20 protein-coding genes are annotated in these 23,551 nt (G+C 58.1%); 18 read left to right on the top strand and 2 right to left on the bottom strand.

Annotated features, from left to right (window positions below):
- Window positions 1–3 precede the first annotated feature (3 nt).
- The 12 genes from hutH to AC2FJB_RS10455 all read left to right on the top strand — a co-directional run bounded on the left by hutH (window position 4) and on the right by AC2FJB_RS10455 (window position 13,110).
- Entirely contained in the window at window positions 4–1,533 is a 1,530-nt protein-coding gene (gene hutH, locus AC2FJB_RS10510; protein ID WP_496683153.1) for a histidine ammonia-lyase, read from the top strand.
- Entirely contained in the window at window positions 1,530–2,324 is a 795-nt protein-coding gene (hutG, locus tag AC2FJB_RS10505; protein ID WP_299898017.1) for an N-formylglutamate deformylase, read from the top strand. Before hutH ends, hutG begins: the two co-directional genes overlap by 4 nt.
- On the top strand, window positions 2,321–4,003 hold the full coding sequence (gene hutU, locus AC2FJB_RS10500; RefSeq protein WP_299898020.1) for a urocanate hydratase: 1,683 nt from the start codon (window positions 2,321–2,323) through the stop codon (window positions 4,001–4,003). Before hutG ends, hutU begins: the two co-directional genes overlap by 4 nt.
- 142 nt (window positions 4,004–4,145) lie before the next feature.
- The gene (gene nadA / locus AC2FJB_RS10495) at window positions 4,146–5,195 is read left to right on the top strand and encodes a quinolinate synthase NadA (protein ID WP_496718287.1); all 1,050 of its coding nucleotides are present in this window, start codon (window positions 4,146–4,148) and stop codon (window positions 5,193–5,195) included.
- A 6-nt stretch (window positions 5,196–5,201) separates the two neighbouring features.
- Window positions 5,202–6,770 carry an L-aspartate oxidase gene (locus tag AC2FJB_RS10490; RefSeq protein WP_496718286.1) on the top strand — a complete coding sequence of 523 codons (1,569 nt, stop codon included), beginning with the start codon at window positions 5,202–5,204 and terminating at the stop codon, window positions 6,768–6,770.
- Window positions 6,767–7,615, top strand: a complete 849-nt coding sequence (gene nadC / locus AC2FJB_RS10485) for a carboxylating nicotinate-nucleotide diphosphorylase (RefSeq protein ID WP_496718285.1) — start codon at window positions 6,767–6,769, stop codon at window positions 7,613–7,615. Before AC2FJB_RS10490 ends, nadC begins: the two co-directional genes overlap by 4 nt.
- Before the next feature lie 115 nt (window positions 7,616–7,730).
- Complete coding sequence (gene bioB / locus AC2FJB_RS10480) at window positions 7,731–8,711, top strand: biotin synthase BioB (RefSeq protein WP_117873155.1); 981 nt, start codon at window positions 7,731–7,733, stop codon at window positions 8,709–8,711.
- Window positions 8,708–9,841: an 8-amino-7-oxononanoate synthase gene (locus AC2FJB_RS10475; protein ID WP_496718284.1), complete on the top strand. Its 1,134-nt coding sequence runs from the start codon at window positions 8,708–8,710 to the stop codon at window positions 9,839–9,841. Before bioB ends, AC2FJB_RS10475 begins: the two co-directional genes overlap by 4 nt.
- On the top strand, window positions 9,838–10,458 hold the full coding sequence (gene bioD / locus AC2FJB_RS10470; protein ID WP_496718283.1) for a dethiobiotin synthase: 621 nt from the start codon (window positions 9,838–9,840) through the stop codon (window positions 10,456–10,458). The genes AC2FJB_RS10475 and bioD overlap by 4 nt, the downstream gene beginning before the upstream one ends.
- Window positions 10,455–11,741, top strand: coding sequence for an adenosylmethionine--8-amino-7-oxononanoate transaminase (gene bioA / locus AC2FJB_RS10465; RefSeq protein WP_496718282.1), 1,287 nt, complete (start codon window positions 10,455–10,457; stop codon window positions 11,739–11,741). Before bioD ends, bioA begins: the two co-directional genes overlap by 4 nt.
- The gene (locus tag AC2FJB_RS10460; RefSeq protein WP_496718281.1) at window positions 11,738–12,358 is read left to right on the top strand and encodes a pimeloyl-ACP methyl esterase BioG family protein; all 621 of its coding nucleotides are present in this window, start codon (window positions 11,738–11,740) and stop codon (window positions 12,356–12,358) included. The genes bioA and AC2FJB_RS10460 overlap by 4 nt, the downstream gene beginning before the upstream one ends.
- Window positions 12,355–13,110 (top strand): DUF6197 family protein, encoded by a 756-nt coding sequence (locus AC2FJB_RS10455; RefSeq protein ID WP_496718280.1) that lies wholly within the window; start codon window positions 12,355–12,357, stop codon window positions 13,108–13,110. Before AC2FJB_RS10460 ends, AC2FJB_RS10455 begins: the two co-directional genes overlap by 4 nt.
- A gap of 4 nt (window positions 13,111–13,114) precedes the next feature.
- Here the strand turns inward: AC2FJB_RS10455 and AC2FJB_RS10450 are convergent, their stop codons facing one another.
- The gene (locus AC2FJB_RS10450) at window positions 13,115–13,888 is read right to left on the bottom strand and encodes a DeoR/GlpR family DNA-binding transcription regulator (RefSeq protein ID WP_117873168.1); all 774 of its coding nucleotides are present in this window, start codon (window positions 13,886–13,888) and stop codon (window positions 13,115–13,117) included.
- A 217-nt stretch (window positions 13,889–14,105) separates the two neighbouring features.
- Between AC2FJB_RS10450 and AC2FJB_RS10445 the strand changes: the two genes are divergently transcribed.
- From AC2FJB_RS10445 to AC2FJB_RS10420, 6 genes are all read left to right on the top strand, one after another.
- Window positions 14,106–15,050, top strand: a complete 945-nt coding sequence (locus AC2FJB_RS10445; RefSeq protein ID WP_496718278.1) for an ABC transporter substrate-binding protein — start codon at window positions 14,106–14,108, stop codon at window positions 15,048–15,050.
- 74 nt (window positions 15,051–15,124) lie between these two features.
- On the top strand, window positions 15,125–16,147 hold the full coding sequence (locus AC2FJB_RS10440; RefSeq protein WP_496718276.1) for a quaternary amine ABC transporter ATP-binding protein: 1,023 nt from the start codon (window positions 15,125–15,127) through the stop codon (window positions 16,145–16,147).
- Complete coding sequence (locus tag AC2FJB_RS10435; RefSeq protein ID WP_496718275.1) at window positions 16,144–18,135, top strand: ABC transporter permease; 1,992 nt, start codon at window positions 16,144–16,146, stop codon at window positions 18,133–18,135. Before AC2FJB_RS10440 ends, AC2FJB_RS10435 begins: the two co-directional genes overlap by 4 nt.
- A 1-nt stretch (window position 18,136) precedes the next feature.
- Complete coding sequence (locus tag AC2FJB_RS10430; RefSeq protein WP_496718274.1) at window positions 18,137–19,018, top strand: phosphotransferase; 882 nt, start codon at window positions 18,137–18,139, stop codon at window positions 19,016–19,018.
- Between the two features lie 8 nt (window positions 19,019–19,026).
- Window positions 19,027–21,471: a GcvT family protein gene (locus AC2FJB_RS10425; protein ID WP_496718273.1), complete on the top strand. Its 2,445-nt coding sequence runs from the start codon at window positions 19,027–19,029 to the stop codon at window positions 21,469–21,471.
- Window positions 21,472–21,737: 266 nt separating this feature from the next.
- Window positions 21,738–22,517, top strand: coding sequence for an inositol monophosphatase family protein (locus AC2FJB_RS10420; protein WP_496718272.1), 780 nt, complete (start codon window positions 21,738–21,740; stop codon window positions 22,515–22,517).
- A 23-nt stretch (window positions 22,518–22,540) separates the two neighbouring features.
- On the opposite strand, the gene AC2FJB_RS10415 is transcribed toward AC2FJB_RS10420, so the two are convergent.
- Window positions 22,541–23,551, bottom strand: a complete 1,011-nt coding sequence (locus tag AC2FJB_RS10415; protein WP_496718271.1) for a FecCD family ABC transporter permease — start codon at window positions 23,549–23,551, stop codon at window positions 22,541–22,543.

Below are 23,551 nucleotides of genomic sequence, written 5' to 3'. Positions count from 1 at the left end.
ACCATGACCCTCACTCCGGGCACCGTTACCCTGTCACAGCTGGAACAGGTCTTTCGCGAGGAACGCCCGGTTCAACTGGATCCTGCTTGCCACCCGTCTGTCGAAGAAGCGCACAAGCGCATTGCCGATGCGGCGGCGGGAGAGGCCGCTGTTTATGGCGTGAACACTGGGTTCGGGAAACTGGCCAGCGTCAAAATCGCAGCCGAGGACACCGCCACTTTGCAGCGCAACCTGATCCTCAGCCATTGCTGCGGTGTAGGCCCTGCGATCCCGCGCACCCTTGCCAGATTGATGGTGGTTCTAAAACTGCTGAGCCTTGGTCGCGGGGCCTCGGGGGTTCGGCCAGAGGTGATCACCCTGCTGGAAGGGATGTTGTCCAAGGGTGTGACCCCGGTGATCCCGGCGCAGGGTTCGGTCGGGGCTTCGGGTGATCTTGCGCCCTTGTCCCACATGGCTTCCGTCATGATGGGCGCTGGTGAGGCCGAATTCGGTGGCGATGTGATGCCCGGTGACGCTGCGCTGTCCAAGGCGGGTCTGCAACCAATCGAGCTGGGCCCTAAAGAAGGGCTGGCGTTGATCAACGGCACCCAGTTTTCGACGGCCTTTGCACTGGCCGGCCTGTTTGGCGCGTGGCAGGCGGCGCAAAGCGCGCTGGTTACGTCGGCGCTGACGACGGATGCGATCATGGGTTCGACCGCCCCGTTGCAACCGGAAATCCACACGTTGCGTGGGCATCGCGGGCAGATTGAGGCCGGAGTGACCATGAGAGCGCTTCTGGCCGGGTCGGTCATTCGCGAAAGCCATCGGGATGGCGATACCCGCGTTCAGGACCCGTATTGTATCCGCTGTCAGCCTCAGGTTGTGGGCGCCGCAATGGATGTGCTGAGGCAGGCCGCAACAACGCTGGAAATCGAGGCCAACGCGGCGACGGACAATCCTCTGGTTCTTTCGGAAACCGGCCTGATCGTCTCGGGCGGGAATTTTCATGCCGAACCCGTTGGGTTTGCCGCAGACATGATAGCGCTCGCCGTGGCCGAGATCGGGGCAATTGCGCAACGTCGCATTGCGCTGATCGTCGATCCTGCGCTCAGCTTTGATCTGCCGCCTTTTCTGACGCCCAATCCGGGTCTGAACTCGGGCTACATGATCGCCGAGGTGACGACCGCTGCACTGATGAGCGAAAACAAGCATCTGGCCAATCCATGCGTGACGGACTCGACGCCCACATCGGCCAATCAGGAAGATCACGTTTCGATGGCGGCCCATGGTGCGCGGCGATTGGGGCAGATGGTTGCCAATCTAGAACGCATACTGGGGGTCGAACTGCTCTGTGCCACACAAGGTGTCGAATTCCGCGCGCCGCTGCCCACGAGCGAAACGTTGCTGGCCGTGATGGCACGGCTGCGTGCCGTGGTGCCGGCCTTGGGTGATGATCGCTATATGGCACCCGAGATCGAAGCAGCCTCGGCCCTGATCGCCAGTGGCGAGATTGCCCGTGGTACTGGCATCGCCATGCCGGAACTTGGCGTATGAGCGGCCCGGTCGAGATTTCGCGCGGTGACAGTCCGATCGTGCTGGGTCTGCCGCATACCGGCACCTATGTGCCCGCCGCGATCGAGGCCAAGTTGAATGCGCGGGGCAAGGCTTTGGCGGATACGGATTGGCATATTCATACCTTGTATGAAGGACTTCTGCCCGGTGCGACCACGGTTCGGGCGACCTTCCACCGATATGTGATCGACGCCAACCGAGACCCGTCGGGTGTGTCGCTTTATCCGGGTCAGAACACGACAACCCTTGTGCCGCTGACGGACTTCGACGGCCAGGGCATCTGGGACATCCCGCCTTCCGGAAAGGATATCCTCGAACGGCGGGAAGTTTTCCATGCGCCGTATCATGTCGCCCTGCAGGCTGAGTTGGAGCGGGTGAAGGCGGCCCATGGGGTTGCGGTGCTGTATGATTGCCACTCGATCCGCAGTCATATTCCTTTTCTGTTCGACGGTACTTTGCCCGATCTGAACATCGGCACGAACAATGGGGCGACCTGTGCACCGGAAATCGAAGCCATAACGCATGAGTTCGCGGCGTCCTCGCCCCATACGGCTGTTCTGAATGGGCGGTTCAAGGGCGGATGGACAACGCGCCATTATGGGCGCCCCTCCGAAGGGGTTCACGCGATCCAGATGGAGCTGGCTCAGTCGGCTTACCTGAGCGCCGAAGCGCCGCCCTGGACTTTTGATACTGACAAAGCCAACCGCCTGCGCCGTTGGCTCAAAGACATCCTTGACGCCATCCACGACACTGCATTGGAGCTTGCCCGATGACCGACCCTCGTAAAAACACCCGTGACATCTATCCCCCGACAGGGCCCGAACTGAACGCCAAAAGCTGGATGACCGAAGCCCCGATGCGGATGCTGATGAACAATCTGCACCCGGATGTGGCCGAGAACCCGCATGAGTTGGTTGTCTACGGCGGCATCGGCCGTGCCGCACGGACGTGGAAAGATTTCGATACCATCGTTGCCAGCCTCATGGACCTGGAGGAAGATGAAACGCTGGTGGTGCAATCCGGCAAGCCGGTCGCCATCGTTCGGACGCATGCCGACGCACCTCGGGTGCTGATCGCGAACTCGAACCTCGTGCCGCATTGGGCCAACTGGGATCACTTCAACGAGCTCGATAAGAAGGGCCTGATGATGTACGGCCAGATGACGGCCGGGTCGTGGATCTATATTGGGACGCAAGGCATCGTTCAGGGCACTTACGAAACCTTTGCTGAGGCGGGGCGTCAACACTATGACGGGGACCTGACCGGCAAGTGGATTCTGACTGGCGGTCTGGGCGGCATGGGCGGCGCGCAACCTCTGGCGGCCGTCTTTGCAGGGGCATGTTGTCTGGCCGTCGAGTGTAATCCTGACAGCATCGATTTCCGCCTGCGCACCAAGTACCTCGACGAAAAGGCCGAGACACTGGATGAGGCGCTCGAAATGATCGACCACTGGACCAGGGCGGGCGAGGCGAAATCGGTTGGTTTGCTCGGCAATGCCGCCGAGGTTTTCCCCGAGGTTTACCGCCGCATGCAAGCGGGTGGTAAGCGCCCCGATATCGTGACCGATCAGACCAGCGCCCACGATCCGGTAAACGGCTATCTGCCATTGGGCTGGAGCATGGCGCAGTGGAAAGACAAGAGGGAAAGCGACCCCAAGGCCGTGGAAAAGGCAGCCCGAGCGTCGATGAAGCAACACGTGGCCGCCATGGTCGATTTCTGGAACGCGGGTGTGCCAACCTTGGACTATGGCAACAACATCCGGCAGGTGGCGCAGGACGAAGGCTTGGAAAACGCCTTTGCCTTCCCCGGTTTCGTACCCGCCTATATCCGCCCGTTGTTCTGCCGCGGCATCGGCCCGTTCCGCTGGTGCGCGCTGTCGGGTGATCCCGAGGACATCTACAAAACCGACGCAAAGATGAAGGAACTGTTCCCCGAAAACACTCATCTGCACAACTGGCTCGACATGGCGCAGGAGCGCATCGCCTTTCAGGGCCTTCCCGCCCGGATCTGCTGGATTGGACTGGGCGACCGCCACAAGGCTGGGCTGGCATTCAACGAGATGGTTAGGAATGGAGAATTGAAGGCGCCGGTCGTCATCGGTCGTGACCACCTCGACAGCGGCTCGGTCGCGTCGCCGAACCGCGAAACCGAGGCGATGAAGGACGGCTCGGACGCCGTGTCGGATTGGCCGCTGCTGAACGCGCTGGTCAATACCGCCTCGGGCGCGACGTGGGTCTCGCTGCACCACGGAGGCGGCGTTGGCATGGGTTTCAGTCAACACGCGGGTGTTGTGATTTGTGCCGACGGAACCGATGCAGCGGCCAGACGTCTCGAACGGGTTCTGTGGAACGATCCGGCTTCAGGTGTGTGGCGTCACGCAGATGCGGGTTACGAGGATGCCAAGGCTTGCGCACGTGAACACGGGCTGCGTCTGCCGGGGATTCTGGGCTGATTTGCCGTTCATCTTTGAATTTGTCTGCATGGCTTAGCGCTAACGCCGAATTTTCCGGTTTCGAACCGGGGATGTTTCAGCTAGGGCTAAGCCGTTAAGCAGCCCGCTAGGCTAACGACAACTGACAAAGGTGGCTCGCCCGTTGCTCGATATTGCACAAGTCCGCACTGTTCTTTCGGACGTCTATGACCTCGCCCCATCGGCCACGTTGGCCAATGAGATGAAAGACACGTTTGCCCGTATGGATCGTGTGATCAGCCCGCCGGATTGGGCGATCTATGCGCCCTATGTGCGGGCGATCAACGCGCTCAAGAAAGAGCGTAACGCCGTGATCCTTGGGCACAATTACATGACGCCCGAAATCTATCATGGTGTGTCCGATTTCGTCGGAGACAGCCTGCAACTGGCGATCAAGGCCAGTGAGGTGGAAGAGGATGTGATCGTTCAGGCTGGGGTTCATTTCATGGCTGAAACATCGAAAATTCTGAGTCCCGAAAAAACGGTTCTGATGCCGGACATGGATGCGGGCTGTTCTTTGGCAGAATCGATTACTGCTGAAGGAATCGACGAAATGCGGGCCAAATACCCAGGCGCGCCGGTTGTGTCATATGTGAACACCACTGCCGAGGTCAAAGCGGCCTCGGATATCTGCTGCACCTCGTCGAACGCCTTGCAGATCGTGAATGCGATGGAGAGCGACACGGTCATCATGACGCCGGATCAGTATCTGGCCCAAAACGTCGCCAATGAAAGCCACAAGAACGTGGTGTACTGGCCCGGTTCCTGCATTGTGCATGAACAATACACCGCGCAGGACTTGCGCGAATTCCGAGAATGGAACCCCGGTACGCGCCTGATCGCTCATCCGGAATGTCCGCCGGATGTAGTGGCCGAGGCGGATTATTCTGGTTCAACGAGCGGTATCATCAAATATGTGCATGATGAGAAGCCTCAGAAGGCGATGCTGATCACCGAATGTTCCATGGCGTCGAACATCGCTGATGAATTGCCCGAGGTCGATTTCGTAGGGCCGTGCAACATGTGCCCATATATGAAAAAGATCACGCTTGAAAAGATCCTCTATGCTCTGCACTCGATGGAAGGCCAGGTCGAGGTCGCTGAAGACGTGGCAGAGAAGGCTCGCAAATCCGTTCAGGCGATGATTGATCTGTCCCGCAAGCTCGGCATCTGACCAGCAATGTCCAATATCACCACGGATCGCGTCATTATTGTCGGGGCCGGGATTGGCGCGCTCTATGCTGCGTTGAAACTGGCACCGCGACCGGTGGTGATCATCTCGCCTGATCCTTTGGGCGAAGGTGCAAGTTCGGCATGGGCGCAGGGGGGCGTTGCCGCCGCGATGGACTTGGCCGACAGTCCGGAAAACCACGCTGTTGACACCGTCAATGCCGGGGCCGGCACCGTCGAGCAAATCGTCGCAGATTTGGTCACGCGCGAGGCGCGTGAGTATATTCTCGACCTGACCTCTTTGGGCACTCCGTTTGATCGCACCGAGGATGGTGGGTATGTCCTGTCGCGCGAAGCCGCGCACAGTTTTGCCCGCGTGGTGCGGGTTAAGGGGGATCAGGCTGGTAGCGAAATCATGGCCGCCCTGATCGAGCGTGTGCGTGAAACTCCTTCTGTGCAGGTTTTGGAGGGGGTCCTTGCTATTGCGTTGGAAGTGACGGAAGGGCGCGTGGTGGGAGTGGTTGTGCAGGATGCTTCGGAAAGCGGATCCGCGCCTGTGACGCTTCGTGCACCTGCCGTATTGTTGGCGGGTGGCGGTTCTGGCGGGCTTTATGCCCTAACGACCAATCCGGCCCGCATCCGCGGGCAGGTCATCGGAATGGCCGCACGGGCCGGGGCACTGATTGCCGACGCTGAATTCGTACAGTTCCACCCCACTGCCATGGACGTGGGTGAAGACCCGGCCCCGCTGGCGACCGAGGCCCTGCGCGGAGAAGGGGCCGTTCTGATAAACAGGCATGGCGAGCGTTTCATGCCGGCCGTTCATCCTGATGCCGAGCTTGCCCCGCGCGACGTTGTGGCCCGCGCGATATTTGCAGAAGTGCAGGCCGGCGACCGACCGATGCTGGACACCCGCGAGGCTTTGGGCGCGCAAATAAACGAGCTTTTCCCGGCGGTTGCCGCTTATTGCGCGCGCAACGGAATCGATCCGGTCAGGGACGCGATACCGGTCGCTCCGGCAGCGCACTACCATATGGGCGGAATTGCAACAGACACTGATGGTCGCGCGACACTGGATGGGTTGTGGGTGTGCGGTGAGGCGTCTTCGACCGGCCTTCACGGCGCCAATCGGCTGGCCTCGAACGGATTGCTCGAAGCATTGGTGTTTGCACGCATCTGTGCCGAGGACATTACGCGTTTGATACCGGATTCATCCGGGTCGGAGCCTGTGGTCCTTCGATTTGATCAAGCTGACACCCCGGATACGTCCGATGCAGTCAGTATATTACGCACGACTATGTCGCGCGATGTTGGCGTGGTCCGGGATCGCGCCGGGTTATGCCGCGCATTGCGCACGATTGCCGCGCTTGAGGACCAGCATGGCGCGTGTCCGTCTTTCAGAAACATGTGTGCCACAGCAACCCTGATCGCCGCGGCAGCATTGCAGCGCGAAGAAAGCCGCGGCGCGCATGAACGATCCGACTTTCCGGAAATTGCCGACGGTCCCGGCAAACGATCCCGGATGTATCTTAGCGACGCACTGCACATTCGCGCCGAAGCCTGCAAGGAATTACCATGAGTTTTGCGACCCTGCCCGATCTGATCCTCGAACCCGTCGTCCGCGCGGCGCTGATGGAGGATCTGGGAGCTTACGGTGATGTGACCACCCGCGCCGTGATCCCGCAGAGCACGACCTATACAGCCCGACTGAATGCGCGCGAGGACGCCGTTGTTTCGGGCATGCAGGTGGCCATGATAGCCTTCCGGCTGGTCGACCCGGCGCTTCAGGTTGAGGTGCTTGTCAAGGATGGCCAGTCCTGTCGACGCGGCGACACGCTGATGACCATCAAAGGTTCCGCAGCTTCGATCCTGTCGGGTGAGCGGGTCGCGCTGAATTTTGCCGGTCGTCTGACCGGTATTGCCACAAAAACTGCCACCTTTGTCCAGCAGACAAAGGGCACGAATGCCCGCATGACCTGTACCCGTAAAACCACGCCCGGACTTCGCATCGTTGAAAAACAGGCCGTGCTGCACGGTGGCGGTTTCAATCATCGCTATTCGTTGTCCGACGCGATCCTGATCAAGGACAACCACATCGCCGCCGCAGGGGGTGTGAGTCAGGTTCTTGAATCCGCCAAAGCGCAAGCCAGTCACATGATGGCCGTCGAGATTGAAGTCGATCGACTGGACCAGTTGGCTGAAGTGCTCAGGATTGGCGGCGCGTCCGTCGTATTGCTGGACAACATGGACAACGAGATGCTGCGCGATGCGATTGCCATGGTGGATGGGCGAATGAAGACCGAAGCCAGCGGAAATGTGACTTTGGACCGGGTCGCATCGATTGCAGCGACCGGAGTCGATTACATCTCGTCCGGAGCGCTGACGCATTCCGCCCGAACCATTGATCTGGGCCTTGATTTCTGAAAATCGCGGCATTTTCGCTTGATTTGGGATCGTTTGCGCCAACACTGTTGCGCCTTCAGATTTTATCGATAATAAATCCACGGCAACGCAAGCTGCAGGAAGTTTTATAGATAAAATGATCATCCCTCATTCCGGCTGGACCCGAAAGTCTGCGCAAGCTGTTCATGACCTCCCGTTGATGGACCTTCTGTTCCGGGCACAGACCGTGCACCGCGAGAACTTTGATCCGAACAAGATCCAGACCTCTAAACTGCTGTCGATCAAAACCGGCGGGTGCGCCGAGGATTGCGCCTATTGCTCGCAATCGGCCCGAAACGGATCCACCCTGCCTGCATCGAAACTGATCGAGGTTCAGCGTGTACTGGCCGAGGCCAAAAAGGCCCGCGACGGTGGCGCGACCCGGTTCTGCATGGGGGCCGCCTGGCGCGAGCCCAAGCCGCGCGATATGCCTGCTCTGGTCGCCATGGTTGAGGGCGTCAAGGCGATGGGCATGGAAACCTGCATGACGCTGGGCATGCTGGATGACACCCAGGTGGTTCAGCTGCGCGATGCCGGATTGGACTATTACAACCATAATATCGATACATCCGAACGTTATTATTCCGAAGTGATCACCACCCGTACGTTCTCGGATCGGATCGACACGATGAACCGGGTACAGGAAGCCGGAATCAAGGTCTGCTCGGGTGGTATTCTGGGTATGGGTGAACATACTGGCGACCGTATCGACATGTTGCTGACTTTGGCCAACATGACCCCGCCGCCGGATTCGGTGCCGATCAACATGTTGATGCCACAAGCGGATACCCCGCTGGCTGACGCCGAACCGATTGATCCGATCGACTTTGTGCGGATCATCGCAACCGCCCGCATTCTGATGCCCAAATCCTACGTTCGGCTGTCCGCCGGTCGCAGTGACATGAGTGACGAGATGCAGGCGATGTGTTTCTTCGCCGGAGCAAATTCAATCTTTGTCGGCGAAACTCTTTTGACGGCAGAAAACCCTGAGGAAGATACCGACTCGATCCTGTTTGCGAAACTTGGCCTTCAGGCCGAAACGGCTGAAGAACATAACCGCACGGAAGCCGCCGAATGAAAGCAGTCGAACGACTGGAATCCATGCTCGATGCACTGGAAGCCCGGCACCGCCGTCGGGCTTTGATCCCGGCGCGCGGGCTGGATTTTGCGTCTAACGACTATTTGGGGTTGGCCGGGTCAAACCTGTTGCAAGAGGCTGCGCAGGCAGCGTTGGCGCGCGGCGTGCCCGTAGGCTCGGGCGGCTCGCGGCTGCTGCGGGGAAATCACCCTGAGCATGAGGCGCTGGAACATGAAGCGGCGGCTTTCTTTGGGTCCGAGGCCGCATTGTTCATGGGTGGAGGGTTTCAGGCCAACCAAGCGATCTTTTCCACCCTGCCGGCTGCCGGGGATCTGGTTTTGTATGACGAACTGGTTCACGCCAGCGCCCACGAGGGGATGCGCGCCAGCCGTGCGTATCTGCGTGCCTTTCGCCACAACGACGTCGCGGATGCGCGCAACGTTTTGACCGAATGGCAATCCGCTGGTGGGCAGGGTCAGGTATGGATTGCTGTTGAAAGTGTCTATTCCATGGAGGGCGATCTGGCCCCGCTAAAGGACCTGTCATGTCTGGCGCGTGAATCCGAAGCCGTTCTGATCGTGGATGAGGCGCACGCCACGGGCGTTTTCGGGACAGATGGCAGGGGTCTTGCGCATGATCTGAACGTTGACCTTCTGACCCTGCACACCTGCGGCAAAGGGCTTGGTGTCTCTGGTGGGTTGATCTGTGGCCCACGCGCGATGATCGATGCCCTGATAAACCGCGCACGGCCATTTATCTTTGCAACAGCGCCGTCCCCTCTGAATGCTGCTCTGGTACGGGCAGCCCTGCGTGAATTGGCCGGGAATGAGGGTTTAGTCACTGCTGCACGCAAGCGGCTGCGCCATGCACATGATGCGGCCCGTCAAGCCGGGCTGCCTGACACGGCCTTGAACAGCCAGATCATTCCCGTCGTTCTTGGCGATGAGGCCCGGACGATGGCGATGGCACAGGCTTTGCAACATCAGGGGTATGACATTCGCGGCATTCGCCCGCCTACCGTTCCAAAAGGCACATCCCGTCTGCGCGTCTCGATCACCGGGAATGTCAGTCCTGAGGACATTTCGGCCCTGTTTGCAACCATCTCCAGCCACCAATCGGAGGCCGCATGAGCGCTCTGGTCATTGTCGGAACCGATACCGGCGTCGGAAAAACAGTTTTTTCGGCTGGCCTGACGGCGGCCCTGAACGCCAGCTACTGGAAGCCGGTTCAATCGGGTCTGGAGGATGCAACGGACACGGAAACCGTCTGCACCTTGTCCGGTGTGGATGTGTTGCCCGAAGCGTATCGCCTGAACATGCCTGCCTCCCCCCATCTTTCTGCGGAAGATATGGGCATTGAGATCGATCTGTCCCGGCTAGCGCTGCCGCAGGTGGACGGGCCGCTGGTTGTGGAGGGGGCAGGGGGGCTGATGGTGCCTCTGAACCGCAAATCCTACTATTTGGATCTGATCGCCAAATGGCAGGTCCCGGTCGTTCTGGTCGCACGCACGGCGCTGGGAACGATCAACCACACTACGCTGTCCCTGATGGCGCTTCGAGACGCAGGGTGCGAAGTGGTCGGCGTCGCCTTTGTCGGGGACCCGGAGCCTGACGTGGAGCAAACCATCGTCGAAATGAGCAACGTTCGACACCTCGGACGCTTGCCATATCTTGCAGACCTGACGCAGCAAAGCCTGTCAGATGCGTTTTCGTCCATAGACGTGGCGACCATACGGAGGTTTCTGTGACCCCGCTTGAGTTTGACGCCCGCCACCTCTGGCACCCCTATACGAACGTGGCTGATCCCGGTGCGATGCATCTTATCGACCGGGCCGAGGGCGTATATCTCTATCGGGAGGACGGTGCGAAGATGATAGACGCCATGTCGTCATGGTGGTGCGCTATCCACGGCCACAAGCATCCCGAAATCACATCCGCCATGCAGGCCCAGCTGGAAAAGATGCCTCATGTGATGTTCGGGGGGCTGACACACCGTCCGGCCATTGATCTGGGGCGCAGGATGGTCGACATGTTGCCCGAGGGGTTGGACCGCATTTTCTATTGCGACAGTGGGTCTGTCTCGGTCGAAGTGTCGATGAAGATGGCGGTGCAATACCAAATGGCCCATGGCCGCACCCGCAAATTCGAATTTGCCACAATTCGGGGCGGCTATCACGGTGACACGTGGAAAGCGATGAGCGTCTGTGACCCGGTGACGGGTATGCACGGGCTGTTCCGCGGGGCTTTGTCGATCCAGCACTTCCTGCCGCGTCCCCAGGTTCGGTTGGAGGATGACTGGCCCGAGGACCCGGCGCGGAACGGGTTGGAGTCGCTGGAACGACTGTTGGCTGACAAGGGCGATCACCTCGCGGCCCTGATCCTTGAACCCGTGGTTCAAGGCGCCGGGGGTATGTATTTCTATCATCCCCAATGGCTGCGCGCGGCACGCGCCATGTGCGATGCCCATGACGTGCTGATCATTTTCGATGAGATCGCAACCGGATTTGGCCGAACCGGCAAGCTGTTCGCCACGGATCATGCGGGCATCACCCCGGATATAGTGTGTTTGGGCAAGGCGCTGACCGGTGGGCATATCTCGTTTGCCGCAACCGTAACCAGCAAGCGGGTGGCGTATGGCATTGGTAAAAGTGAGGCCGGAGTGTTCATGCACGGCCCGACCTACATGGCCAACCCTCTGGCCTGTGCCGCAGGATCGGCCAGCCTTGGCCTTCTGGCAGGGGGGAGCTGGCAACGCCAGGTGGCTGATATTGAAAACCAGATGCGGACCGAGCTGGAACCAGCGCGCGGTTTGTCGGGCGTAGCAGACGTCAGGGTTCTCGGCGCCATTGGCGTTATTGAAATGAAGGAAACGGTTGATCCTTCTGTCGCTCACCGGCTGGCCCCGAAGATCGGAGTGTGGCTGCGTCCCTTTGCGCGAAACATCTATTGTATGCCGCCTTACATTATTTCACCTGATGAACTCAGCCGGGTCACGAGCGCGATGGTCGCTTTGGCCGGGGGGCAGCAATGAAACACCAGTGGCTGGCGCAATCGGATGACAGCAGGCTGACTCTCGTCTTCGGGGGGTGGGCGCTGGGTGCCGCACCGTTCCGCGGTCTCACCGGAGGCGGATCTGTTCTGCTGATGGATGACTATACTCGGCTCGATGATCCCTTGCCCGATCTGGCCGGGTTTGACCGCGTCGAAATGCTTGCGTTTTCCTTCGGTGTCGCATCCGTGGCCCATTGGTTGGCCAGCACACAGTTTCGCCCTGACCGGCTGGTTGCCGTCAGCGGTACGTTGCATCCTGCCTGCGCAGACCGGGGCATCGCGCCTGATATTGTCCGGGCCACGGCGGATCAGCTGTCATCGTCAAGTTTCATCAAGTTTTGCCGACGCGCCGGACTATCTGCTGACATACCTGAACTGGACATCGAGCAGGCAAAAAAGGAACTTCTCGCGGTTATTGAGCGCGGCTCGGCGCCTGATCCCGGCTTTGATCGGGTTTGGATATCAGAGCGGGATCGGATCATTCCGTCCAATGCTCAAAGGACGGCCTGGGCCGCGAACCCGGATGCTATCAAACGCGTCGCCGCTCCGCATGTACCTTTCCAACCGGGCCAAAGCTGGGCGGAGTGGATGTCATGACAGCGCAATTGGCGGACAAAGTGCAGCGAAGCTTCAGCCGAAGCTTCCAGACTTACAACGACACAGCCAGCCAGCAGGCCTGGGTTGCCCGCAAGCTGGTTTCCGAGATGCGCCGTGTAGGCGCGCCAAGCCGGTTTGATGTGGCGTTCGAGCTGGGTTGCGGCACAGGCCATCTGACCCGGTTGCTGCGGCAGAGCTTCGACCTTCCCGATCTCTACCTGAACGATATAGCGCCTCAAGCGCGGGCGACGGCAGATGCGGAAAAGGCGGCGTTCATCGCCGGAGATGTTCGCCTGGTCGAGTGGCCAGCGAGGCTGGATTTGGTCGCGTCGGCTTCGATGATCCAATGGATGGAGGATCCGGCCCGATTGTTGCAGAAGGTAGCCGATGCGCTTGAACCCGGTGGGTGGCTGGCGATGTCCGGGTTTGGCCCACGGCAATACCAGGAGCTTACGCAAATCGGTTCAACAGCCCGGGCGCCGGGCCTTTGTGCAACTGATGCCCTTGTGGCTGCCATAGAAGGGCCGCTCAAAGTTCTGTCGATCGGTGAAAGCGTGAGGCCATCCTACTTTGCCACCCCCAGAGATGTTCTGAAGTATTTGCGCAGGACGGGGGTAAATGGTCGGGCACAAGGTGCATGGACCCGCGCCACCCTGGCCCGGTTCGAAGCTGACTACGTGCAAAAGTTCGGAGCTGACGGCAGGGTTCATTTGACCTACCACCCAGTGTGGGTCATCGCCCAAAAGCGTTAGGCGCCTATTCGGCTACAACAAGGTCAATTTCATTCGCCGAAAGCATCTGGCGAATACCCTCGGGCGGGTTCACATCAGTAAAGAACAGATTGATCTTGTTGGCAGGTTCCAGAGTTACCGGCGCGCGTTTTCCCAGCTTTTCGCCATCGGCCACTACAATACGGACCTGTGCGTTTTGAATGGCGACGCGGGCCAGGTTAGCTTCTTGCAGGTCGTGCAACATAAAGCCCGGATCCGCATTGACCGCTCCAACAGACAGAACCGCGAAACGGACGTTCAAACGTTTGATGAGGTCCTGAGCTTCAACACCAAATGCGCCACCATCATGTGAGCGCAGCTCGCCACCTGCCATGAAGACGCGGTTGTTGTTTCTTGAAGCCAATGCCTGGGCAACAAAAACCGAATTGGTCACTACAAAAAGATCACTGTGGTTGCCAAGCGCCTGCGCCACATATGCGGTTGTCGAGCCGATATCGAGGAAAACTGAGTCTCCGTCGCTGATGACCTCGGCAACCGCTTTCGCCAACTTCTCTTTCGCGTCAACCTTCTTGTCCAGACGGCTTTGCAGCGACGGTTCCAGAATGTCTTCGAGAAGATGAACTCCGCCATGGACCTTACGCACAATGCCGCGCTCTTCCAGATTGCGCACGTTTCGCCGAATGGTTTCGAGGCTGACCCCAAGATCATTTGCCAAAACGCTTACCCGGCATGACCCACCCGCGCGAAAAAGCGCGCGCAAGATTTCTTCTTCTCGTTGGTTGGTGGTCTGAAGGTTCATGGGCTGCGCTCTGATGGCATCGTCATAAGGGACTTAAAGTCATACCACAATACCCACATAAAGCAACGCGAAGCGACAGATTTGCTTTTGAAATCTGCATTAATCAGGAAAAAACGTGGCTTTACGTGGTTTTTATTGACACAAAACCCCACGATGTGGTCGTCTATACTCAATACCACCGATTCATCGAAAAAAATCACGACAGGGAGAAGGTGTTATGAATTGTAAAATGGGAATTTCTGCGCTGGCCTTTATGGCAGTCGGAGCCGCAACAACTGCTTGGGCTGTTGAGTCCTCGGACTCGATCAAGTTGACGCTCCACGACTGGTCGGGGCAGTTGATCAATACCAAGATCATGGGTTCGATACTGGAAGAAGCTGGATACAACGTTGATTATGTTCAGGCGGATTACATTGCTCAATTCGCCGGTCTAAAAACGGGTGACCTGCATCTGGCGATGGAAATCTGGGAAACCACCGGGCGCGAGGCTCTGGACGAAGCAACCGGAACCGGCAAGGTCGTCAATGTCGGCGAAACCGGCCTGATGGCGATCGAAGAGTGGTGGTACCCCAGTTACATGAAGGAAAGGTGCCCGGGATTGCCGAACTGGGAAGCGTTGAAAGATTGTGCCGAAGAATTCGCGACGGCTGAAACTGCTCCGAACGGGCGTTATGTCGGTGGACCGGTGACCTGGGGTGGCTTCGATGACGAGCGTGTCGAAGCGCTTGAACTGGATTTCGAAGTCGTCCATGCGGGCACCGACGCGGCCCTGTTTGCCGAGTTGGAATCCGCGTATCAAAGGCAGGATCCGATTGTCTTATGGGTCTACGTCCCACATTGGGCGCCGGCGAAATACGAAGGCGAGTTCGTCGAATTCCCGCCATTTACGCCAGAATGCTACAGTGACCCTTCGGTTGGTGTGAACCCAAACATGGCCTATGATTGCGGCAAGCCGCGTGGCCCGATCTGGAAAGCCGCCTGGTCTGGCCTGCAAGAAAAATGGCCAGGCGCATATGACATTATCGAAGCCTACAATATCAACAATGATGAAATGAGCGCCATGGTCGGCAAGGCCGATCTTGATGGCGTGGAAATCGACAGCGTTGTTGCAGAGTGGATGGAGACCAACAAAGACCGCTGGTCTGGCTGGATCTCGAAATAATCCACTGGCCAGAGCGGGCCTGTCGCTCTCTCGGTCCGCTCTGGCCTTTTTCGCGAATTAACCGGACCACCCTGATGCCCCTCAAGACCAAACTGTCGTGCCGAAATATCTGGAAGCTCTATGGCCCCAACGCAGATCGGCTTCTGCGGACAACCCCTGAACCTACGGCAGATGATATTCGCAAGGCAGGCGTGATCGGCGCAGTCCGCAACGCCAATATCGAGATCTCTGAAGGCGAGATTTTCGTCATCATGGGCCTGTCGGGGTCTGGCAAATCAACTCTGGTTCGGTGCTTGTCCCGGTTGATCGAGCCTACTGGCGGAGAAGTCCTTTTCGATGATGCTGACCTTTTGCGCGCCAGTGAGAAAGAACTGATTGAAATCAGGCGTCACAAGATGGGCATGGTGTTCCAGCATTTCGCGTTGCTGCCGCATCTGACCGTTTTGCAGAACGTAATGTTCCCGTTGACTATTCAGGCCACTCCCAAAGCCGAAGCCGACGCCAATGCCCGCGAGGTCGTGGAACTGGTCGGCCTGAAAGGTCGTGAAGATTATTATCCGCGTGAACTCTCGGGTGGACAGCAGCAGCGCGTGGGGATCGCACGGTCGCTTGTGACTGAACCGGACCTTTGGTTTTTGGACGAGCCGTTTTCGGCCCTCGACCCATTGATCCGCCGCGAGATGCAGGACGAATTCCTGCGCCTGCAGGAGCGCCTGCACAAGACGATTGTCTTCATCACCCATGATTTTGAAGAGGCGGTCAGACTGGCTGATCGGATTGCCATCATGAAGGATGGTGAGGTGATCCAGATCGCCACACCAGAACAGCTTGTGATGCATCCTGCAACGGATTACGTCGCTGAATTCACACGGCATATCCCCCGGTCCAAAGTTCTGACAGTCGGCGGTGTCATGATGGCCGGGGCTGCTGGCGAAGGGGACCCGATCTTGCAATCAACCCGTGTGTCCGATGTGGCCGAACGGATCATTGCCGCAGACGCGCCGATCCCTGTTGCTGACAACAACGGGCAAGTCGTTGGCGCCATTGATCGCAAGGCCGTGGCGCACGTGCTGTTTGGCGGTGGAGACGTGGCATGACACGCCTGAACCGCAGTCAGATCATCATTCTGGTGCTCGTTCTGATCACGGTCATTCTTGGGTATTATGGTCGCGATCTGAGCAAAGCCTTGGATGCGCGCTGGCTGACAAAGTTCCCTTCGGCCTGGGTCATTCCGTTCAAGTCCTATATCTCGTTGGCAATGTCCTGGCTGATCGAAGATGCGGCCGTTGGTCCGGTCTCGTTCACCGATATCACCCGCGCCATCGCATGGGTGATCGAACAGCCCTATAATCTGGTTCTTGCCCTGCTGGCCGACGGCTTTGTCAGCGGTCAGGGGAATGACGCGCAGGTCATCCTGCCTGCAATCAGCTGGATTGTGATCATCACCGCCGTTGTCGCCTTGGGTCAATATTGCCGTGACTGGGGATTGGCCGCTTTGGTCGGGGCCTGCTTTATCTATCTTGCAGTTTTCGGACAATGGGACAGCGCCATGGTGACGCTTGCGTCGGTCCTGATTGCCGTACCAATTGGCGCAGGTGGAGGATTGTTGTTGGGCATTCTGGCCTATCGCCATCCGCTTTTTGAAAAGATCATCTCGCCCATTCTGGACTTGATGCAGACGATCCCGATCTTTGCTTATCTGGTGCCGATCCTGTTCATGTTTGGTTTTGGCCCGATCTCTGCCTTGGTCGCGACGATCATCTATGCGACCCCACCGATGGTGCGGATCACCACGCTGGCGCTGAAAGGCGTTGATCCCGAAATCCTGGATTTCGGGCGCATGGCGGGTACAACCCAGCGGCAGTTGATGTGGCGAGTGCTTGTGCCCTCGGCCAGCCACAGCCTGATGGTAGGCGTCAATCAGGTGATTATGCTGACCCTGAACATGGTCATCATCGCCTCGATGATTGGGGCAGGGGGGCTGGGCTTTGACGTCCTCGCCGCGCTGCGCCGTCTGGACATTGGAGCAGGGTTCGAAGCCGGCATCGCCATCGTGGTACTGGCCATTGCCGTCGACCGTCTGAGCCAAGCCTTTGCCGAACGTATGGGGCAAGTGCATCATGAGGCTCCCGGCTCGTGGATCGCTCGTCATCGCCGGACGGTTCTGGTGCTGATTTTATTGGTGCTGACCTGGGTTCTGGGACAGTTCTCGCCACTGCTGCTGGAATACCCCCAAAGCCAGACCATCACGACCGGTGCGTTCTGGGATGACACTGTCGCGTACCTGAACGTCAACTATTTCGACACGTTCGAGGCGATCAAGGTCTTCTTTCTGACGTGGTTCATGATCCCGATCAAAACGGTTCTGCTGGGTATCCCATGGCCTTGGGCCATCGCGATGCTGACCTTGCTGGGATGGCACGCTGGCGGTTGGCGGCTGGCGCTGTTGTGTGGTGGGATGGCCTCATTGATCCTGCTTTCGGGCTTGTGGTCAAAGGCAATGGTAACCGTGTATCTGTGCGGTGCATCCGTCATATTGGCGACACTGATCGGTGTGCCCCTGGGAGTTTTGTCGGCGCTGAACAAACGCGCCGGGACTGCCATCAACCTGCTGATCGACACGCTGCAAACCCTTCCCAGCTTTGTTTATCTGATCCCTGTCGTCATGTTGTTCCGGGTCGGCGATTTCACCGCCCTGATCGCCATCGTCCTCTATGCGCTGGCCCCAGCTGTCCGCTATGCCGCCCATGGCGTGCGCTCGGTCAGTGAGGAACTGATCGAGGCAGGTCTGGTCTCGGGCTGCACCCGTACGCAACTGCTGCGCCATATCCGCCTGCCGATGGCATTGCCTGAAATCCTGCTGGGCGTCAATCAGACGATCATGCTGGCGCTGTCAATGCTGGTGATCACCGCCCTCGTCGGTACCCGTGATCTGGGGCAAGAGGTCTACATCGCCTTGACCAAAGCCGATACCGGTCGCGGTCTGGTGGCCGGTCTGTCAATTGCCTTCATCGCCATCATCGCTGATCGGTTGATCAATGCCAGTGCCCGTCAGGCCCGCATCCGCTTTGGACTGGAGAGTTGATATGAGCCATCCTGATCTGATGACCCGCATCCGCGCTCTGCCAATCTGGCAGGGTAAAATCGAGGCCACTCCTCTGACCGGTGGCATCACCAATTTGAACTTCAAGGTAACGGATGGCAGCGGGTCTTATGTGGTGCGTGTGGGCGACGACATCCCCCTGCATCAGGTGATGCGGTTCAATGAGCTGGCCGCCAGCAAGGCAGCCAATGCAGCGGGCCTGTCGCCTGCCGTGGTACATTCCTCAGGTGATCTGACAGTGCTGGAGTTCATCGAAAGCCGCACCTTGACGGAAGAAGATGTCCGCCATCCGCACATGCTGCCCCGTGTTCTGGAATTGGTCAAAACCTGTCATGTCGAAGTGCCGAAACACCTGCGCGGGCCGTCGCTGGTATTCTGGGTGTTCCACGTCATCCGGGACTATGCCGCAACACTGACCGAGAATGACAGCGCCCATGCAAAGCTAATCCCCGATCTGATCGACGCAGGCACGCTGCTGGAACGTGAGGCAGGGCCGTATGACATCGTGTTCGGCCATAACGACTTGCTCTGCGGCAATTTTCTGGACGACGGCAATCGCCTTTGGCTGATCGACTTCGACTATGGCGGATTCAACTCGCCGCTTTTTGATCTGGGCGGGCTGGCGTCGAACAATGGCCTGTCGCCTGAACAGGAAGACTGGATGCTTGAAGCCTATTTTGAGGCCCCGATAACCGACGACCTGCGCCATCGATATGCGGCGATGAAATGCGCCTCGCTGCTGCGGGAAACCATGTGGAGCATGGTGTCCGAGATCACCTCGGATATCGACTTTGATTACGCGGCCTACACAGCTGAAAACCTGGCGCGGTTCCGCGCAGCCCTTACCGATTTCGAAAACACCTGAGGACAGACATGACCGACCTTCCTACAACAGCCAAAGCCGTCATTATCGGCGGCGGGATCATCGGCTGCTCGACCGCCTATCACCTGGCCAAGCTGGGCTGGACTGACACGGTGCTTCTGGAGCGCAAGAAACTGACTTCAGGCACCACGTTTCACGCCGCAGGGTTGGTTGGACAGTTGCGTTCGAACGCAAATATCACGCAATTGCTGGGCTATTCCGTCGATCTGTACAACAAGATCGAAGAGGAAACCGGCCTCGGTACAGGCTGGAAGATGAATGGCGGCTTGCGCCTTGCTTGCAACGAAGAGCGCTGGACCGAAGTCAAACGGCAGGCCACGACAGCTCATTCCTTTGGTCTGGACATGCAACTTCTGACCCCATCCGAGGCGCAAGAGCTTTGGCCCTTGATGGATGTCTCCGACGTGATTGGCGCGGCCTATCTGCCGACTGACGGTCAGGCCAACCCGTCAGATATCACGCAGGCATTGGCCAAGGGCGCCCGCATGGCCGGGGCGAAGATATTCGAAGACACCAAGGTCATCGATATCGAGATTGAAGATGGCAAGATTCTCGCGGTAATCACCGAACATGGTCGGATCGAGTGTGAAAAGGTGATCTGCTGCGCCGGGCAATGGACCCGCACCTTTGCCAGCCGCTTTGGCGTCAACGTTCCTCTGGTTCCGATGGAACACCAGTACATGGTGACCGAACCTTTCGACGTGCCCGGCAATCTGCCCACTCTGCGCGATCCCGACCGGCTGACCTACTACAAGGAAGAAGTCGGAGGTCTGGTCATGGGCGGGTACGAGCCGAACCCGATCCCCTGGGCCACCAAAGGGATTCCGCAAGGTTTCCACTATACCCTTCTCGACAGCAACTTCGATCATTTCGAACAGCTTATGGAGCTTGCGCTGGGGCGCGTGCCCGCGCTGGAGAACACTGGCGTCAAAACGTTGACCAACGGGCCGGAAAGTTTCACGCCTGACGGCAATTTTATCATCGGCGAAGCGCCCGAGTTGAAGAATTTCTTCGTCGGCGCGGGCTTTAATGCCTTTGGCATCGCGGCTGGCGGCGGTGCAGGCATGGCGCTGGCGGAGTGGGTTTTTAATGGCGAGCCGCCCTTCGATCTGTGGTCTGCTGATATTCGTCGCTTTGGCCGCCCGCATTTCGACACCGACTGGGTTCGCACCCGTACCGTTGAAGCATACGGTAAACACTACACGATGGCTTGGCCGCATGAGGAACATGACTCTGGCCGCCCCTGCCGCAAGTCGCCGCTTTACGACACGCTGAAAAAGCAAGGCGCGTGCTTTGGAGAGAAACTGGGCTGGGAACGCCCCAACTGGTACGCCGATGCATCAAAGGGCGAGACACCCAGGGATGAATACAGCTTTGGCCGCCAGAATTGGTTCAATGCCGTAGGTCGCGAACATAAAGCGGCACGCGAAGCGGCTGTGTTGTTCGATCAGACATCTTTCGCCAAATTCGCCCTTAAGGGTCCGGATGCACTGGCCGCGATGAACTGGATCTGTGCCAATGATGTGGACAAGACGGTTGGCGCCCTTGTCTATACCCAAATGTTGAACAACAAGGGCGGGATCGAGTGCGACCTGACCGTTGGGCGTGTGGCTCATGATGAGTTCTACATCGTCACCGGTACTGGCTTCGCCACTCATGACTTCGACTGGATCGACCGCAGCATTCCCGAGGGTATGAATTGCCAGCTGTTCGATATCACCTCATCGAATGCAGTTCTGTCATTGATGGGACCAAAAGCGCGTGAGATTCTTGCGGCGGTGACGCGCGATGACGTCTCGAATAACGGGTTCAAGTTTGGCGCGATCTGCACCATCGGCATCGCCGGGTGTCCGGTCAAGGCGCTGCGTGTGACCTATGTTGGTGAATTAGGGTGGGAACTGCACCTGCCCGTGGAGTATGCACAGACCGTCTATGAAGCGCTGATGGAGGCTGGGCGGCCGCATGGATTGATAAATGCGGGCTACAGGGCCATTGAATCGCTGCGCCTTGAAAAAGGCTATCGCGCCTGGGGTTCGGATATCGGGCCGGATCATACGCCGTTCGAAAGTGGCTTGGGCTGGGCCGTGAAACTCCGGAAGAATATTGATTTCAAAGGGCGTGCCGCCTCTGAGGCGCAAAATACCGGCGGCGTAAAGAAGATGCTGGCATGTTTCACGGTTGAACCCGACGTTGTTCTTCTGGGGCGTGAAACGATCTATCGGAATGGCGAAAGAGTCGGGTGGCTGACCTCGGGCGGCTATGGCTACACCGTCGGAAAGTCGATCGGCTACGGTTACATCCGAAACGCAAAGGGCGTCGACGCGGAATACGTCACATCAGGGACATATGAATTGGATGTCGCAACTCAAAGGGTTCCATGCGAAGTGACACTGCAACCGCTGTACGACCCGCAGATGAGCCGGGTGAAAATCTGACCCGAGGGTGCAAGAGCTGATCAACTGACAAACACACAGCGATCGGAACGCATAGGGAAAGCATGCTAACATGGCAAATCCGCCCCGAATGTCCGGAAGATCGTTGAATCTGGCTGTTTTCGACCTATAAGCAGTTGATAAAGTTACAGTATTGTCACACTTCACGCCAATCTGAAGACTGAACTGCATGACTTCTCATTCAGCTTTCAGGGCAATCAACCCTTCATCCGTCGGAAATCGGATGACTTCAGCCGAAAGGACCGGAAATGGTAACCCCAGATGCTTTGACTGAACACGCGATGAAGATTGCTGATATTGCATCGGAGTCCGCTATGCGTTTTTTTCGGGGTTCTTTAGGTGTTGAATTCAAGCAGGATGAAAGCCCGGTGACGCAGGCCGACAAGGCAGTTGAAGCAGAAGTACGGGCCTATCTGAATCAGCATTTCCCAGAGCATGGCATCTTTGGCGAAGAACACGGTCAGGAGGCTGGCGACGGGCGCCATATGTGGGTCATTGACCCCATTGACGGAACCCGATCGTTTCTGTCCGGCCATCCCTTGTTCGGATTCCTTTTGGCTCATCTATTGGATGGACAACCTCAGTTCGGACTGGTCGGAATGCCGGCCTTAGGTGAGACCTACTTGGGTGTAATTGGTGACGGCGCCCGCCTGAACGGGCGACCGGTACAGGTCGCGCAAACAACACGCCTGGATCAATCGGTTTTGTATGTGAATGAAGGGGACAAGATCTATCGCGACCATCCTGACCTGTTCACCCGGCTGATGACCGCAGGGCAGACGCGCCGATTTGCCTATGATTGTTACCCCCATGCCTTGCTTGCTTCGGGGCATGTCGATGCTGTCGTGGATTACGATTTGCAACCTTATGACTATCTGGCGGTCTCACCCCTTGTCACAGCCGCTGGCGGAGTGATGACCGATTGGCAGGGGCACGCTTTGACCCTCGATTCAGATGGCGCGGTCGTTTCCGCCGCAACCCCCGAATTGCATGCCGAACTGCTTGACCTCATCAATGTTGAAAAATGAAAGTGTCGCGCAACCTCTGGAAACTAGTTCCCGCGATCAGATTTGAATAAATACAAGAAGACAAATAGTGATCCTATTGACGTTGTGACGATTCCGACGGGCAACTCCTGCGGAGCCAGAAGAAGGCGTGACAAGATATCAGAGAGAGTCAGTAGAATTGCGCCCACGATGGCTGAGGCGACCAGCAGGTTTCGGTGCAGAGTTCCGGCGATGCCGCGTGCAATATGCGGTACCATCAACCCGACGAAGCCGATGACGCCGGCAACGGAAACGAAACTGGCCGTCGCCAACGCGGCAACGAAGAACATACTGAACCGCAGGCCCTGAACGGGAATACCCAGTGAAGAGGCTGTAAAATCTCCGGTCAGCAGTGCGTCAAGCCACCGGCTGCGATAAAGTGAATAGCTCAGGATCAGGCCCAATCCGATTAAGACAAGCGGGAACGTTTCCCATCTTGCTAGTCCCAAACCGCCAAGCATCCAGAATATCACCGAATGCGCAGCGCGATTGTCGCCAGAGAAAATCAGGTAATTGGTGATCGCGGAAAACAGAAAGGATACCGCCAAACCAGCCAGGATAAGTTTTTCAGGCGCGCTCGTGCGTAAGCCCTGAACCAGCGCCAGAACAATGCCTGATGCGATCAGACCGCCGCAAAACGCCGCCAACGGCAACGTCCAGATGCCCAATACATCACCTGTGACCGTGATCACCAGAACGGCGCCAGCAGCTGCACCAGAGGACAGACCGAACAGAAACGGATCTGCCAGATCGTTTCGCGTCGTTGTTTGCAAAACAACACCAACGACGCCCAGCCCCGCGCCAATCACGGCAGCAAACAGGGCTCGGGGCAGGCGAAGGTCGAAGACGATCCGGTGCAAAGGCGACATGTCTCCGTCCACCAGACCGGTTCCAAGACCGATGGCTGAAAAAACTTCGCGCATGGGGATAGGAGTGGTCCCGTAGACGATGGACAACAGCAAAAGGGCGGTCAGAACAACCGCCCCCAACAAAATCAAACGGCCCAATTGGACCAT

Source organism: Ruegeria sp. CDSC085 (assembly GCF_059610465.1).
Note: the sequence above shows the minus strand (reverse complement) of the source record. Positions and strands in the feature narration are given on the sequence as shown.

Coding starts and splice junctions, on each gene's coding strand:
- hutH (WP_496683153.1), top strand. CDS start 4: ATGACCCTCACTCCGGGCACCGTTACCCTGTCACAGCTGGAACAGGTC.
- hutG (WP_299898017.1), top strand. CDS start 1,530: ATGAGCGGCCCGGTCGAGATTTCGCGCGGTGACAGTCCGATCGTGCTG.
- hutU (WP_299898020.1), top strand. CDS start 2,321: ATGACCGACCCTCGTAAAAACACCCGTGACATCTATCCCCCGACAGGG.
- AC2FJB_RS10490 (WP_496718286.1), top strand. CDS start 5,202: ATGTCCAATATCACCACGGATCGCGTCATTATTGTCGGGGCCGGGATT.
- nadC (WP_496718285.1), top strand. CDS start 6,767: ATGAGTTTTGCGACCCTGCCCGATCTGATCCTCGAACCCGTCGTCCGC.
- bioB (WP_117873155.1), top strand. CDS start 7,731: ATGATCATCCCTCATTCCGGCTGGACCCGAAAGTCTGCGCAAGCTGTT.
- AC2FJB_RS10475 (WP_496718284.1), top strand. CDS start 8,708: ATGAAAGCAGTCGAACGACTGGAATCCATGCTCGATGCACTGGAAGCC.
- bioD (WP_496718283.1), top strand. CDS start 9,838: ATGAGCGCTCTGGTCATTGTCGGAACCGATACCGGCGTCGGAAAAACA.
- AC2FJB_RS10460 (WP_496718281.1), top strand. CDS start 11,738: ATGAAACACCAGTGGCTGGCGCAATCGGATGACAGCAGGCTGACTCTC.
- AC2FJB_RS10455 (WP_496718280.1), top strand. CDS start 12,355: ATGACAGCGCAATTGGCGGACAAAGTGCAGCGAAGCTTCAGCCGAAGC.
- AC2FJB_RS10450 (WP_117873168.1), bottom strand. CDS start 13,888: ATGAACCTTCAGACCACCAACCAACGAGAAGAAGAAATCTTGCGCGCG.
- AC2FJB_RS10445 (WP_496718278.1), top strand. CDS start 14,106: ATGAATTGTAAAATGGGAATTTCTGCGCTGGCCTTTATGGCAGTCGGA.
- AC2FJB_RS10440 (WP_496718276.1), top strand. CDS start 15,125: ATGCCCCTCAAGACCAAACTGTCGTGCCGAAATATCTGGAAGCTCTAT.
- AC2FJB_RS10435 (WP_496718275.1), top strand. CDS start 16,144: ATGACACGCCTGAACCGCAGTCAGATCATCATTCTGGTGCTCGTTCTG.
- AC2FJB_RS10430 (WP_496718274.1), top strand. CDS start 18,137: ATGAGCCATCCTGATCTGATGACCCGCATCCGCGCTCTGCCAATCTGG.
- AC2FJB_RS10425 (WP_496718273.1), top strand. CDS start 19,027: ATGACCGACCTTCCTACAACAGCCAAAGCCGTCATTATCGGCGGCGGG.
- AC2FJB_RS10420 (WP_496718272.1), top strand. CDS start 21,738: ATGGTAACCCCAGATGCTTTGACTGAACACGCGATGAAGATTGCTGAT.
- AC2FJB_RS10415 (WP_496718271.1), bottom strand. CDS start 23,551: ATGGTCCAATTGGGCCGTTTGATTTTGTTGGGGGCGGTTGTTCTGACC.